Raw genomic sequence first — 15,119 nt, 5'->3', positions numbered from 1 at the left:
ATAACAAAATCATCAAATAGCCAAATGTTATAACTTGCGCTTCTTAATAAATTGAATGACATGTCTAAGACTTCTGTTATCGGAATTATTGCTGCGGTGGTAGTGATTATTTGTGCATTTTTCCCGTGGGCCGCGATTGAAAGCCGGCATCTGGTATTTACGGGACTTAATACCGCAGGCTCCAGCTATGGAGAACCGGGAAAACTGAATATTTTCCTGGCCGTACTGGCAGTGATTATTTTTCTGGTGAAGAATGAGTGGGTGATGCGTATGAACCTTTTTGTGGCTGGTTTTCTGCTGGCATGGTCTTTCCGTAACATGCTGCTGTTTTCCCGCTGTGAGGCAGGGGTATGCCCACAGGCAGGTATCGCGCTCTATATTTCGGTGGCGGCGGCTGCGGTGGCATTTGTTTGTGTGTTGCTCACCCCAACGCCCAAAAGATCAACTAAATCCTGATTTCTCCCGGGGTTAAAAAATCCTGTGCAACAGCCAGGCCCCGCACCATACTCCGGCGCCCATCAGCCAATATCGGATGACAATGGGTAATGGGCGCTGGCTAGTTACTTTCGCTTTTATAAAACTGAATATGGTCAGCCCCAGAAAAACCAGCATCATACTGGTTTGCGAAGCCGCCGGAAAGTTCTCATTCGATAAATAAGGCCCTACAGACAATATTCCACCCAACAAAAAGAAGATAGCGGTAAACACAGCGCTCATGACGGCACGGGAACGGCTAAACGTGGTTTCCACTACCTGTTCCTGTTGCAGGGTTGTTTCCCACTGCACGGCATCTTTCTGCATTTCATCGGCAATTTGTGCGATGGTATGGTCATTGATGTCAAGGTGTTCCAGTTTGCGCCGCTCGTCATCGGAGAGGAGGGCACTGTCGTGCTGGGCATCGCCCTTATTGGCCTGGTAGGCGCTGTACATCACCAGCAGGCTGCCTGCTGCCAGAATACAGAGCTGGATATTGTAGAAGGTCTGTACTTCCAGTGGGAAGGTTTGCACAACCTGTGTGGCAAAAAATAGCAGGAACAAACCATCCGGAAAGCCGATCAGAAAGTCGGTTTTCCATCCGGAACTGCGGATAGCCTTGTGTGATGCTGTCATACGTTGCGGTTAGCTGAACGCTTTTTCAATGCTTTGCTGAATGATCTGCACGCATTCGGAAACCTGCGTGGCAGTCATGATCAGTGGTGGAGCAAATCGGATTTTGTCGCCATGGGTGGGTTTGGCAAGCAACCCGTTTTCTTTTAAAGTCAGGCAGAGGTCCCAGGCTGCTTCCGGATCAGTATGATTGATCACGATGGCATTGAGCAGCCCTTTGCCGCGCACGGTTTTTATGTAAGGAGATTGCAGGTCCTGCAGTCCTTTGCGCAACAGCTGTCCCATCGCAGCTGCATTTTCCGTCATTTTCTCGTCTTTCAGCACCTGCAGCGCAGTGATGGCCACTTTACAGGCCAGCGGATTGCCGCCATAGGTAGAACCGTGTTCTCCCGGTTTGATGGTCAGCATGATCTCATCATCGGCGAGTACGGCGCTTACGGGCAGCACACCTCCGGAGAGGGCCTTTCCCAGTATCAGAATATCCGGACGTACATTTTCATGGTCACAGGCCAGCATACGGCCGGTACGGGCCAGGCCGGTCTGGATTTCATCTGCAATAAACAACACGTTGGCATCCTGGCAATAGGCACGGGCTTTAGACAGGTAACCGTCGTCTGGCACCACCACACCGGCTTCACCCTGAATAGGCTCTACCAGGAAACCGGCTACGGTCTTGTCTTGCAGTGCCTGCTCCAGTGCTGCGAGGTTATTGTAAGGGATTACCTCATAACCGGTCATAAAGGGTCCGAAATTATTACGGGCCACCGGGTCGGTGCTGAAGGAAATCACGTTGAGGGTACGGCCGTGGAAATTATTGGAGCAGACCAAAATCTTAGCCTTGTTTTCCGGAATGCCTTTCACCATGTAAGCCCAGTGCCGACAGAGTTTCAGCGCTGTTTCCACCGCTTCCACACCGGTATTCATGGGCAGTACTTTATCATAACCGAAATAATCGGTGATATATTGTGCGTATTCTCCCAGCAGGTCACTGTGAAATGCCCGGGAAGTCAGTGTCAGCTTCTGCGCCTGTTCTATCAGTGACGCAATGATCCGGGGATGGCAGTGTCCCTGGTTAACAGCGGAATAGCCGGAGAGAAAATCGTAATAACGTTTACCATCCACATCCCATAAAAAAACACCTTCGCCACGCTCCAACACCACCGGCAACGGGTGATAGTTGTGTGCGCCATATTGCTCTTCCAATCCAAGAAAATGCTGCGTCCTTTCGCTTATCGTAAATGCTGGTATCATATCCCAAAAATACGGAATTATCTCGCAAAGAGTTCACGCAAAGGCGCAAAGGCGCAAAGCAGCAAAGATTTTTTAAGAAAAACAAAGAGAGCAAAGAGCGGAGACCAGATTTGGCTCCCCTGTCTTTGCTCTCTTTATTTTTCAGCTATATTTTTCTTTGTGTCTTTGCTGCTTTGCGCCTTTGCGTGATTACAACTGATCGTAGTACAGATAATATGCAACCTGATTGCAGCCGCCAATTACGCCTAATCCGCCATAGGCATTGCTGCGTATCTGAATGGCCTGTATCAGGCTGTTCAGGCCCGGATTGCGCCTGACTTTTTCATAGGTGAGCAGAAAATCATAATACTCCGGCGTCACTGATTTTACGTTCACCAGTACGCGGCCAATGGGTATTTCCCCGCCGGGCGTGGTGGCCGTCAGCGCGGTGGCATTGAGGTACAGCCGGGTATCAAGGGCTTTGACGCGTTGTGTGAAAAGGATACTGTTGTAGTTTTCATTGAGCCCGCCTACCTGATTGTTGTCTGCATTCTCATCTTGTGTGTAAACGGGAATACGCAGGTAGCTGTTGAGATACAAGGTATCCTTGAAGGAAACCAGGCCCGGTTCATTTTTTACCTGCTCATATAAAGCGCGTTTGTCCCGCACACGATAACGCGTATTTCGGTAGATGAAGATAGTATCCAGCTGTATCAGCTGTTTCAGCGCTTCCATGACAATAAACTGCCGTCCGTTGGCAGGCGGCGCCTGTACATTGAAATGGAACCGCAATACGGAACGGCCGTTCAGCGTCGTCCGCAGGGTATCCAGCAACTCCACCTTGATAGGTGGGGGAATACTTGTTTTCGCGACTACGTCTTTGGTATCAGGCACTTTTACCTGTACGATATAGCTTTTGTTGGCATCTATACGGGTATTGCCTCTGTAAAAAGCCATGTTACTGGACGTGTCTTTTACATAATGCAACTGTTCCAGCAACTGGCTGTCGGCGCTCAACAGCTGGGCTACCGCGTTTGTCACCGGCGCAAAATCGTTGTTGATGTCAGGTCCAACCGGTTTGCTTTTGCCTACCCGCATTTCGGCTTTTTTGCCTGCCACCAGCTCACTGTAAACAACGGCTCTTGGCTTGACACTGGAAGGAGGCACGGGCAATTCATGTATACATCCTGTCAATGCAGCAACGCTGAAAATGCACCATATTTGAAACAAATACTTCATCACTAAAATTTAAGCGTATAACTGATATAAGGTAAGGTCCTGAATAGGCTGTACTGGTATAGCTGCAACGGATAAATCTCCGAGTCGAGCGAGGTAACAAACTGGTCATAGCTGACAATAAAGGGATTGCTGCGCGAATACACGTTATAAACGCCGGCAGTCAGTGTATGACGGATAGACCGGGTGCTACCCAGATAGATGGTAGTGCCCAGGTCGAGGTGGTGTACCGGATTAAGGCGGAAATTATTCAGCCTGGTAATAAAAGGAAGATAGTTGAGCTGGGTATAGGCAAAAGGAGAGGCACGCCCGTCCAGTTTACCGTTGATATTACGACCCCAGTCGTAGTCCGGGAAAATTTGTGCCGGCAGGGTGAATGGCGCGCCACTGGAGAATTTCCAGGAGGCGGAGATGCTCCAGCCTGGTTTCATGCGGTATTTGAGGGCCAGCGACAGGTTGTGCCGGCGGTCTTCTTTAAAGGGATACATTTTCCCGGCATTGAACGAACGGAACTCCCGCCATGCCCAGGAAAGGGTGTAACCAAAGATGCCGGTAAGCCGGCCCATATTTTTTTCCAGCAGCAGCTCACTGCCATAGTTATATCCATTGCCACTGATAACCTTTTTCTCCCAGAGGTCGGAGTTATCGAAAATATTGAGTACCGTATTGGTGGTCACGATATCTTTCAGCAGCTTATAATACAGGTTGACATTAAACCGCCAGCTGGTGCCCCATTGTTTTTGATAAGATAAGCTATAAGAGAAGGCGTTTTCCGGTTTGATGTTTTCCGTGCTGGGCACCCACAAATCGGTGGGGAGATTGATCACCGGGGTGGTCAGCTGGTGTATGAACTGTGTCATGTGGGCGAAGGAAGCCTGCACGTACTGTTGTTTGGGGAAATCCCAGCGTATCATCAGCCTGGGTTGCAGACTGCTATAGAAAGAGCCGCTCTGGGCAAGGGCGCCGAAATGCAGGCCGGGACGAAGGGTCAGCCGGTCGTCGAACAGGCGCAGCTCATCTTCTCCATAGAGGGAGAACTCAGACATATAGTATTTAGGCGCGGGGCGTTGAATGGCATCGCCGCCGTCCAGGTTGCTGCTGTAGGCGGTAGGGGCGAAGTTGTGATAGGTGTAGCCTCCACCGAAAGACAGCTTTTGTATGTTGCTGATAGTGTATTCCGTTTCATTATGCAGGGCGACGTCCCGAACGCGGGACACCCCTTTGCCATTGATGGCGGGCTGGCCACTCAATGGTCCGAAATCGGAACGTTGTGAAAAGAGGTTATAGAACCGGCTATAGGTGGCCGTAGTATTCGTAAACACTTTAGGGGAGATCACGCGGGTCCACTTCAGCGCGGCGGTAATATTACTCCAGGCAAATTTGTAATCATCCAGCAGCGGGAAAACTGAGTTGTCTCTCGGGATGGTCATATTGTCCTGACCCTTGTAGAAGCTGAGATAGATCCTGTTTTTATTATCGATCAGCTGGTTGAGCTTAAAGTTAAGGTCATACAGCGCGTACTTGCCGTATTGATGGGTCACCTGTCCGCCGTAGGCATCCACCAGCGACCGCCGGAAAGAGAGGAACATGGCGCTTTTGTCTTTCACCAGCGGGCCTTCCAGCTCCGTGCTGAGTGACACGGGGCTGAGGGTGGCCTTGCCGTGCCATTCCTTCATGTTACCATCGCGGGTGCGGATGTCCACCACGGAGGAGAGGCGGCCGCCGTAGCGGGAAGGGAAGGCATCTTTGTACAGGGACACGTCTTTTACTGCGTCTCCGTTGAACACGGAGAAGAGGCCGAAGAGGTGACCGGTATGATAGAGGGGCACGCCATCCAACAGGTAAAGGTTCTGATCAGCGTTGCCGCCGCGTACCAGCAGGTTACTGCTGCTTTCGAGGGAGCTGCTGGCGCCGGGATAGAGTTGCAGGGATTTAAGCACGTCCTTTTCTCCCAGCAGGGCGGGGAAGTTGGACACGTACCCAATCGGCATCCTGATGAAGCCTGCCTGTAGGGTGACAGAGTCTTGTTCACCGTTGACCACCACCGTTTGCAGCGGGTTGCGTGGCTGCATGTAAACTTCCATCTGGCGGTATTCCGACAGGGGCAGCTGCAACATGTAGGTTTCATAACCCACATGGGAAAAGATAATGCTGGTGCAGCTGTCAGGGACCTGTACACTGAAGAAGCCGTAGGCGTTGCTGACGGCGCCGCGGCGTGTCACCGGGTCATAGACGGACGCACCGATGATCACTTCCTTACTGTTTTCTTCCTTGATAAATCCGCTGATCGTATAATACTGGGTCTGGGAGGATTCCCGCAGCAGGAATATTTTCCCGTTGATGGCAGCCGCTTGTATGCCGGTGCCCTGCAGGATGGTGTTGAGCACCTGTCCGGTGTTATGTTCACTGCCTGTCAGCTGCACCTTTTTGTTGAGATGCAGGAAACTGGAGCTATAGGAAATGCTGATACCGGTTTGGCGTTGGATATCCTGTATAAAGAAGAGGATAGAGCCTTCCCGGGCGGGGGGCGTGTAAGATTGTTGCAGGATAGGCGCTTCTTTGGATTGCGCACGCAACACTGCCGCGGGTGCCAGCACCAGCAAGCAGTTAAATATCCAGGTAATAAAGTAGTTTATCCGTCTACTTGCCGATGACGATCGTATCGCCTTCCTGTTTGTAGTTGAAACCAAGCAAAAGTTGTAATTCATGCAAAACCTCGTCGCAAGACTGGTCCTGGAAGCTAATCGTAGCTTTTTGCTGTGCCGCAGTAGCCTGATAGCCATCCTCAATCCTGATGACTTTGCCGTAAAAATCGGCTAATTGTGGCAATATTTCAACAAGTGATTGATCATTAAATTGCAAAATTCCGGTTTTCCATGCCATAAAGTTGGGGTTATCGTTGTTGACGGCACTCAGCTGGCCGTCTCCCCATGTGCCTTTTTGGCCACTGGTAAGGATTACAGAAGAAGTATCGTTTTCCATGCCCAATTTTACCTTACCGGTGGAAACGATCACGGTGGTATGGGCGTCGGCAGTTTTTACGGTAAAGGAGGTGCCCAGCACTTCTACCACGGACTGGTTGGGGGTTTTAACGAGGAAGGGGCGGTGTGGGTCGGTAGCTACTTCAAAGAAAGCCTCACCTTCCAGGGTGATTACCCGTTCGCTGCCTTCTGAATATTTGATCTTCGCACCGGGGCGCAGGGTGATCACAGATTTGTCAGCCAGTTGGAGGCTACGGATTTTACCGTCATTGGCGGCCAGTTCCTGTACTTTCAGGGAAGGCCGGCTGGCCATCCACCAGGCGCCTACACTAAGGGATATGAGCAGTACCGCGGCGGCGGCCAGCTTCACTACAGACATCCGAATGGTTTTTGCGGGAGCGGCGGGCCTCTGCAGGACCTGGTCTACCTTACTCCAGGCAGCAGCGGCATCGAACTGTTTGGGCCGGGAAATACCCATGCTGCGGGGAGCGTCTTGCCATATCTGGACAGTTTTTGCGTAAGCTGCCTCATTTTCAGGGGAGGCCTCCCGCCATTCCTGAAGAATAGCGTCCTCCTCAGATGTGGAAATGGATGACAGCTGTTTTGCAATTATTTCATATATGTAGGTATCCATGTTATACAGTGTGTGCTCTTACATTAAAACGTAGGAAGTGGCTCACACCCCCTAGTATTTGTTAATAAATTTTAACAAGAAAAAAATAAATACCGGTAACCCATACTGTCCCAGGTACTTACGTAATATTTTTAGTGCGCGCCCCATGTAGTTTTCCACGGTTTTGGCTGACAACCCCAGCTTGTCGGCCGTCTGTTGATGGGTCATGCCCTGGATGCGGCAACAGGTAAACACCTCCCGGCACTGTGGCGGGAGATTGGCAATGGCTTCGTAGATCAACTGCTCGTAGAACGGTTTGGCCTCCGATACCTCGCGCGCATCGGGGTCTTCACTGACATCGGCTACCCATTCAAAGCCCTTGTTGCCCGCCTCTTCAGCGGTACGCTTGCGCAATACGGAAATAGAATTATTACGTACTGCCCGATACAGATAGGCCTTGATATTCGGTATCCCGATCAGCTCCCGGTGCTTCTGCCACAACCGGATAAAGGTTTCCTGTACTACATCCTCAGCTGCCGCATCATCATTCAGAAAACTGTTCGCGTAATTACACAGTTCACTGTAAAGAGAATGGAAAAGCTCATTATATGCTTGATAAGAAGGTGATGTTATCATTTAACCTTCATAGAGTTTTAGTAATGAATTGATCCCCGCTAATGTAGGCAATTTTTTATTTTCTCCCGATAGAGGGATCTTTTAAAATCCGCGTTATAGCTTATATAACGCCTAAGCCTATATGCTGTATCGTCCATTAACTTATATGCTGTAATGTCCTTTCAGTTTTTAGTTTGTGTTTTTTTAGTTACCACCGGTTGCATATTCGTTATGCAACCGTTTTTTTTGCCTTCTCCATAATCTTACCCAATACTGGTGCAATTTTCGGCATTATTTGCAATCCGCCCGGGCGGCCTTTAACTTAGGCCCGGCCTATGAAGGGCGTATCGAATATGCAGAAACAGATCAGTTATTTTTCCGTAGCGGCCCTCGTCATGGCCCTGTTGGGCGGGCAGGCCAGCGGCCAGCAATCGCCTATTTACCGGCAGGGTTGGATAGACTTTAACAAAAATGGGAAGAAAGACGTCTTTGAAGATCCCACCCAACCGGTGGACAGCCGGGTGGCGGACCTGTTGTCACAGATGACACTCGATGAAAAAACATGCCAGATGGCCACGCTCTATGGCTACGGACGCGTGCTCAAAGATGAAATGCCCACCCCCGAATGGAAAAATAAAGTGTGGAAAGACGGTATCGCCAATATCGACGAAGAACTGAACAGCCTTCCTTTTAATAAAAAAGCGCAGACGCAGTGGTCATTCCCCTACAGCAAACACACCGGGGCCATCAACATGGTGCAGCGCTGGTTTATCGAGGAAACGCGCCTCGGCATACCGGTCGACTTTACCAACGAGGCTATCCACGGCCTTTGTCATGACAGGGCTACCCCGTTTTGTGCCCCGATAGGCATCGGCAGCACCTGGAACAAAGCATTGGTGGCGCGTGCCGGGCATATCGCCGGCCGCGAAGCCCGCCTGCTGGGATATACCAATATCTACGTGCCCATCCTGGACCCCGCCCGCGATCCCCGCTGGGGCCGCGTGGTAGAGTGCTACGGCGAAGATCCGTTCCTGATCGCCGAACTGGGCAAACAGATGGTCCTCGGCGTGCAAAGTGAAGGGGTGGCGGCCACCTTGAAACATTACGCGGTATACAGCGTCCCCAAAGGAGGCCGCGACGGCGACGCCCGCACAGATCCCCATGTGGCGCCCCGCGAAATGCATCAGCTATTCCTATATCCTTTCCGTCGCGTTATTCAGGAAGCTAAGCCCATGGGAGTGATGAGCAGTTACAATGACTGGGATGGTGAGCCGGTAACCGGCAGCTATTATTTCCTGACGGAACTACTGCGACAGCAATTTGGTTTCGATGGGTATGTGGTGTCCGACAGCGAGGCAGTAGAATACCTTTTTAGTAAACACCATGTGGCCACAGACTATAAAGATGCCGTACGACAGGCGGTGGAAGCCGGCCTGAATGTGCGTACCAATTTTACGCCACCGGAAGATTATATCCTGCCGGTGCGGGAGCTGGTGAAGGAAGGGCGCCTTTCCATGAAAACGATCGACAGCCGCGTGGCCGACGTGCTACGGGTGAAGTTCAGACTCGGGCTGTTTGATAAGCCCTATCCCGATCCCAAACTGGCAGATAAGGGCGTACATACCGCAGCAGACGAAGCTTTTGCCCTGCAGCTGAACCGCGAATCCCTGGTATTGCTCAAAAATGACAGGGAGACATTGCCGCTCGACAAACGCCAGCTCAGGAATATACTCGTGACAGGTCCACTGGCAGCGGCATCTACACATGCTATCAGCCGTTATGGCCCCTCCAACAATCCGGTGACTACCGTGCTGGATGGTATCCGTCAACAGGCAGGCAAAGCTGTCAACGTGCAGTACGCCAAAGGTTGCGATATCGTCAATCCGGGATGGCCCGGTACGGAGATCGTTCCCACACCGCTGGACAGCGCCGAGCAGGCCGGCATTGCGGAAGCAGTGGCACTGGCCCGCCAGTCGGACGTAGTTATTGCGGTAGTAGGCGAAGACGAAAAAAGAGTGGGAGAGAGCCTTTCCCGTACGGACCTTTCCCTGCCCGGTCGCCAGCTGCAACTGCTGCAGGCACTTCATGCCACCGGCAAACCGGTCATCGCAGTGCTGATCAACGGCCAGCCGCTGACCATCAACTGGGAGCAACAAAACCTGCCAGCCATCCTGGAGGCCTGGTTCCCGGGCCCACAGGGAGGTACAGCCATCGCGGAAACACTCTTCGGGGATTATAACCCCGGCGGACGTCTGTCTGTGACATTCCCTAAATCACTGGGACAGATAGAGCTGAACTTTCCCTACAAACCCGGATCGCATGCCGGCCAGCCTTCTTCCGGTAATAACGGTTTCGGACGTACGAGCGTAAACGGTCCGCTATATCCTTTTGGTTATGGCCTCAGTTATACGTCTTTTGCCTACAACAATCTGCAGGTATCTCCCGAAAAACAATCCCCGCAGGGCGATATCGTGGTGCGCATGGAGGTAACCAATACGGGCAAACGAAAAGGCGACGAAGTGGTGCAGCTGTATGTGAAAGATAAAGTGAGCAGCGTGACCACCTACGTAATGCAGCTGCGTGGCTTTGAAAGAGTGACGCTGGAGCCGGGAGAAAAGAAAATGGTGGAGTTTACCCTGCATCCCGATCACCTGGCGCTGCTGGACAAACATATGCAGTATACCGTAGAGCCGGGAGAATTTGAGGTGCTGATAGGCAGTTCCTCAGAAGATGTCCGGCTGCGCAGGAGCTTTACCATTACCCCCTGATAAATATCTTACCCTGAACGGGACTGCCACAGGCGGATTTCGTTCAGGGTTTCCTGTTAGATGATATTCCCTGGTTCCACTTAGGTCGATATATCACATAATTTATTATCTTGCCACCCCAAAAAAACTCCCTATGAGAAGATTAGCGAGTCTGTTAATCCTGTTGCCAGCAATGGCATTCTTTTCATGTAATAATAGCGGTGCCGCCAAAGAACCTGTTGCCGACAGTGTTAAAACCGTTGCTTTTGATTTTAAAGGATGGCTGAAACAGTTAAAACCTGTGGAGATGCCGTTATATAGCTATGGGCTGGAAAGCATCGATAGTACCCTTGGTCCTTTTGCGCAAAGTGGCTTCTACCATGTTTCTGCGGGTATTTTGTCCCGGCAGAAAAACTATATCGCCATTGCAGCGCAATGTATGTACAAGAAAGACGACCAGGCCTCCATCATGCTACTACTGATTTATAGCCCGGACGGCAAAGAAATTGCCCGACAGGAGATAGGCATGGAGAAGGAAGAAACCAAAAACGGAGAAAGCAACGCTGTTCATAAGTGGCCGGAGTTTATCAACGATAGCACCTTCTGGGTGAAGGAAACCTGGTATACCCGGAAAAAGGACGCCACTGATGGAGAAAGCAAAGCCCGTATAAAGCAGTTCCGTATTACGGCCCAGGGACAGGTGGAAGCAGTACCCCAGGAGACAATTCCCTTTGAAACTTATGCCAGCCGCTTTAAGTCACTGACAACACCTTTTACCGTTCAATGGAACATGGTTGGCTTGCAGCCGGTGTCTTTGCTCACCCCTTACTACGATTTCAGTGAGTTGATTTACTTCGAGAAAATTAAACTGTACCATTACGGCAGGATCAATCTCCCCAACAAAGGTGTTTATCTGCTGTATACCGCCGGACCACTGGAAAGCGGAGAGTCTGTGATGGACTCTACGGTGCAATTGGTATATTATACGCCGGATGGCAAGGAAAGCAGCAGTGTGCGACTGAATGGTTATACCGGTTCCGAAGGATACTATGAGTCATACGGTCATGCATCTATTGCTGCAGACGGTACCATCAGTGTAACGGAAGAAACCAACGATGAAGGCGTGGGTGGTGATCTGTTCTTTACTTATCGATTGGAGGACGACATGAAGTATACACCGGATGCAGGCGCAAAATTCAAGCGCCAGATGGTGGGCCGGAATTTTGTCGCTGATGATTTTACACCGGCGGGCCTGAAGGAGTTGCTGGCGGAAAGGCGGAAGAACTACGAAGGAACAGTGGACGTGGATACTGAATTTGATCAGTCTTTGTTTACCATTCATCGGGATGAAACCACTTATGTGCGGCTGCATGTGTATGATAATGGTACGGACCAGCTGGTGGAAATTTACACCGTAGGTACCGACCTGAAGGTACTCGACCGTTATGTGGCTTACAACAACCTGAAGAAAATACCTTACGAGAAAGCGTCAGCGCGTGATAATGTGTCTGTTGAAGGTGAGATAGAAAAAGATGATGTGGCGGTAAAACAAACAAAACTGGATGGTACGGCTATGATGTCACTGAAAGACAAATTAATAGTAATTACACCGGAAGGGAAGTTTGAGGTACGTAATTAACCAATAACAGCATGAAATACTATTTGTCTTTGTTAACCTTCTTGTTCCTGTTTGCCTGTGGTGCTGCTGAAAACGCGCAACAGCAAACAGGAACTGACAGCAGTGGCGCCAACACTGCTGAAATTAAATCATGGCTGGAGAAATTGCCGGTCATAAAATCTGAGAATGGCTCTCTGTATTTAGTCCGGGAGACAGCTCCCGGCCCGTTCAATGACCGGAAGTTTAAAAAGTTCTCAGCCGGAAAACTAGCTGGTAGCCGGAAGTTTATTCCTGTTTTGGTGGAGTATGAATTTGATGCTGAAGCTCAGCTACTATCTTCGCAATTGCTGGTCACGTTTACGCCTGATGGAAAAGAAATTGCCCGGCAGGAAGTGGGAGGGCTCCGTTTGACTGCTGCAGGCGGATCGGAGGATCTGCGCAGCTGGCCTGTAATGTTTAATGATACCACTATTGAGGTCAGGGAAGCGCGTTCACAGGGTAAATCTCAGGTGCGGCATTATGTGCTGACGGCTGGAGGGGACATCCGGGCCGTGCCTCCGGAGAAGGGAACATTTGAAGAATATACTACCCGTTTCCCTGCTTTGCAGCTGCCGTTTGCCGTAGGTAGCCCTGTCTTCACAAAGCTCCGGGAGGTGTCACACCTTTCTCCCTGGTTTTCCTATGAGGAAGTAATAGGATACGACAAGCTGAATGTCTATCATTATGGTAGCGTGGCAGCGACCGGAAAACCACGCTTACTACTATACGCTTATGGCCCTGCGAATGATGACGGAGCCGACCTCGACACCGCTGTGCAGGTGGTGGCCTGCAAACCTGATGGCAGCGTTACCGATCTGAAGACCCTGTATGGAAGACTTTCAGGTGAAGGAATTGAGCGACGCTGGAGAAATGCCGAAATTCAGCAGGATGGAAGTATTACTGTAGAAGAATCGAATGTGGATGATGCGGAGATGGCCTCCTGGGAATTAACCAGCACGGAAACACGACTCCTTACTTATCGTCTGGATGCCGCAGGAATGTTTCAGCCGGAAATCCGCGGTATTACTTTTGCGGTCCCGGCATATTCCCTTCCAGCGCTGAAAGCAATATTTGAGCACAACAAAGAACAACTCGCCCAAAAGGAAGGAGAACATATTACCGAGATATTATTTGGCATACAGGACCGCATGCCCTTTGGTATTGCTGTATGGGTACATTTTTACCAACATGGTCAGCAACAACTGGCGGAACTGTTTACAACAGACGACACCAGGACGGTCCTTGACCGGTACGTATTGTACAACTATCCTGAAGCTGCGGCTTATCAGGCGGTGAAGATACCGTTGGAAGCAGGAGAAGACAAGGCGCATCCCGTCACCAATTTAACAGGGCCGGTCACTATTCAGCTGGGAGCTACCAGCTTGCAGGTGACGCCGGAAGGCAAGTTCGTCAAGCTGTAAAACATATTACATATCAATTTGGCAGCGGGCCAAAGCGGGAATGATACTTGCATCGTTCCTGCTTTGGCCTGCAATTCGTATTTTCACATAAAACCATGTAGTATGTCCGGAACTTTCACAAAACTGAAGAACGCCTATCATCTGCTGAAGAGCATCGATTTTAAAATGCTCGCTAAGCTGTCGGAGAAAGTAGACCTGTCGCAGGTGATGGCCTCTGTCGCTAAAATGGATGATAACCAGCTGAATGGCCTGATGAAAATGTTGACCAGCAGAGGTAGCAAGAAAAAGCTGCCGCCGGTGGATGGTGATTTTTATGATATCAGCAGCCGGCTGAATGCGGAGGACCGGGCGCTGCAGTTGAAGGTGCGTGCCTTCATGGAGAAAGAGATTCAGCCTATCGTGAATGAATATTGGCTTAAAGCTGAATTTCCATTTGAGATTATTCCCAAGTTCAGGGAGCTCAATATTTGTGGCGTAACGTACGACGGTTATGGTTGCCCTAATCGCAGTTACCTCATGGAAGGCATCATTGCCATGGAGATGGCACGGGTGGATGCTTCTATCGCCACCTTTTTTGGTGTACAGAGCGGCCTGGCCATGGGCGCTATCTATATGCTCGGTTCGGAGTCACAGAAAGATGAATGGCTGCCGGGCATGCAGCAGCTCAATACCATCGGGGCTTTCGGGCTTACCGAACCGGAAGTGGGTTCCGGTGCGGCGGGCGGTCTCACTACCACGGCTAAACGGGAAGGGGACACCTGGATACTGAATGGCCAGAAAAAATGGATTGGCAACGCCACTTTCGCAGACGTGATCGTGATCTGGGCGCGCGATGTGGACGATAATCAGGTGAAAGGTTTCCTGCTCAGGAAAGGCACGCCGGGATTGTCGGTCGAGAAGATGCATGATAAAATGGCTTTGCGTATTGTACAGAACGGATTGGTGACGATGAAAGACTGTCGTGTGGCCGAATCCGACCGTTTACAACGGGCCAATAACTTCAGAGATACCAGCCGTGTGCTTCGCATGACACGTGCCAGCGTAGCCTGGGAAGCCGTAGGGTGCGCCCGTGGCGCTTATGAGAACGCGCTGGCGTATACCCGTACCCGTGAGCAGTTCGGAAAACCCATCGCCTCTTTTCAACTGATACAGGGCCACCTGGTGGAGATGTTGTCTAACCTTACTGCCATGCAGACCATGGTGTACCGGCTGTCGGAGATACAGGATGATGGCGGTTTGAAAGATGAGCATGCCTCTCTGGCCAAGGTGTTTTGTACGCTGCGTACCCGCGATGTGGTGCGGGGCGCCCGGGAAGTGATGGGGGGCAACGGTATCCTGCTGGAATACAACGTTGCCCGGTTTGTGGCAGACGCAGAGGCCATCTATTCTTACGAAGGCACCAAAGAAATCAATTCGCTTATTGTGGGCAGGGCCATTACCGGTTACAGCGCCTTTGTATAAAAAATCAGAATCTTTTTATAGATTTAAGGGCTTCCTTCGTATACCCGGGAA

General features: G+C 50.7%; 11 protein-coding genes. 5 read left to right on the top strand and 6 right to left on the bottom strand.

Annotated elements, in window-relative coordinates; genetic code table 11:
- Positions 1–60 precede the first annotated feature (60 nt).
- Complete coding sequence (locus ICL55_RS07355; protein ID WP_188095450.1) at positions 61–456, top strand: hypothetical protein; 396 nt, start codon at positions 61–63, stop codon at positions 454–456.
- A 12-nt stretch (positions 457–468) separates the two neighbouring features.
- Here ICL55_RS07355 and ICL55_RS07350 read toward each other — a convergent pair whose 3' ends face one another.
- From ICL55_RS07350 to ICL55_RS07325, 6 genes are all read right to left on the bottom strand, one after another.
- A complete protein-coding gene (locus tag ICL55_RS07350; protein ID WP_188095447.1) occupies positions 469–1,110 on the bottom strand; it encodes a VIT1/CCC1 transporter family protein in 642 nt (213 codons plus the stop codon).
- 9 nt (positions 1,111–1,119) lie between these two features.
- Positions 1,120–2,358 (bottom strand): ornithine--oxo-acid transaminase, encoded by a 1,239-nt coding sequence (gene rocD / locus ICL55_RS07345; protein WP_188095445.1) that lies wholly within the window; start codon positions 2,356–2,358, stop codon positions 1,120–1,122.
- Between the two features lie 189 nt (positions 2,359–2,547).
- Positions 2,548–3,576 carry a DUF4249 family protein gene (locus ICL55_RS07340; protein ID WP_188095443.1) on the bottom strand — a complete coding sequence of 343 codons (1,029 nt, stop codon included), beginning with the start codon at positions 3,574–3,576 and terminating at the stop codon, positions 2,548–2,550.
- Between the two features lie 2 nt (positions 3,577–3,578).
- Positions 3,579–6,170, bottom strand: a complete 2,592-nt coding sequence (locus ICL55_RS07335) for a carboxypeptidase-like regulatory domain-containing protein (protein WP_188095441.1) — start codon at positions 6,168–6,170, stop codon at positions 3,579–3,581.
- Between the two features lie 43 nt (positions 6,171–6,213).
- A complete protein-coding gene (locus tag ICL55_RS07330; protein ID WP_188095439.1) occupies positions 6,214–7,188 on the bottom strand; it encodes a FecR family protein in 975 nt (324 codons plus the stop codon).
- Between the two features lie 51 nt (positions 7,189–7,239).
- Positions 7,240–7,803, bottom strand: a complete 564-nt coding sequence (locus tag ICL55_RS07325) for an RNA polymerase sigma-70 factor (protein WP_188095437.1) — start codon at positions 7,801–7,803, stop codon at positions 7,240–7,242.
- Positions 7,804–8,117: 314 nt separating this feature from the next.
- Between ICL55_RS07325 and ICL55_RS07320 the strand changes: the two genes are divergently transcribed.
- The 4 genes from ICL55_RS07320 to ICL55_RS07305 all read left to right on the top strand — a co-directional run bounded on the left by ICL55_RS07320 (position 8,118) and on the right by ICL55_RS07305 (position 15,068).
- Positions 8,118–10,550 (top strand): glycoside hydrolase family 3 C-terminal domain-containing protein, encoded by a 2,433-nt coding sequence (locus ICL55_RS07320; protein WP_246496167.1) that lies wholly within the window; start codon positions 8,118–8,120, stop codon positions 10,548–10,550.
- 133 nt (positions 10,551–10,683) lie between these two features.
- A complete protein-coding gene (locus ICL55_RS07315) occupies positions 10,684–12,168 on the top strand; it encodes a hypothetical protein (RefSeq protein ID WP_188095435.1) in 1,485 nt (494 codons plus the stop codon).
- 11 nt (positions 12,169–12,179) lie between these two features.
- Complete coding sequence (locus ICL55_RS07310; RefSeq protein ID WP_188095433.1) at positions 12,180–13,607, top strand: hypothetical protein; 1,428 nt, start codon at positions 12,180–12,182, stop codon at positions 13,605–13,607.
- Between the two features lie 102 nt (positions 13,608–13,709).
- Positions 13,710–15,068, top strand: a complete 1,359-nt coding sequence (locus ICL55_RS07305; RefSeq protein ID WP_188095430.1) for an acyl-CoA dehydrogenase family protein — start codon at positions 13,710–13,712, stop codon at positions 15,066–15,068.
- Positions 15,069–15,119: the final 51 nt, after the last annotated feature.

Origin of the sequence: Chitinophaga varians (assembly GCF_014529945.1) — a bacterium.
In the GTDB taxonomy this organism is placed as follows: Bacteria; Bacteroidota; Bacteroidia; order Chitinophagales; family Chitinophagaceae; genus Chitinophaga; species Chitinophaga varians.
This window is presented reverse-complemented; position numbering and strand designations above follow the sequence as displayed.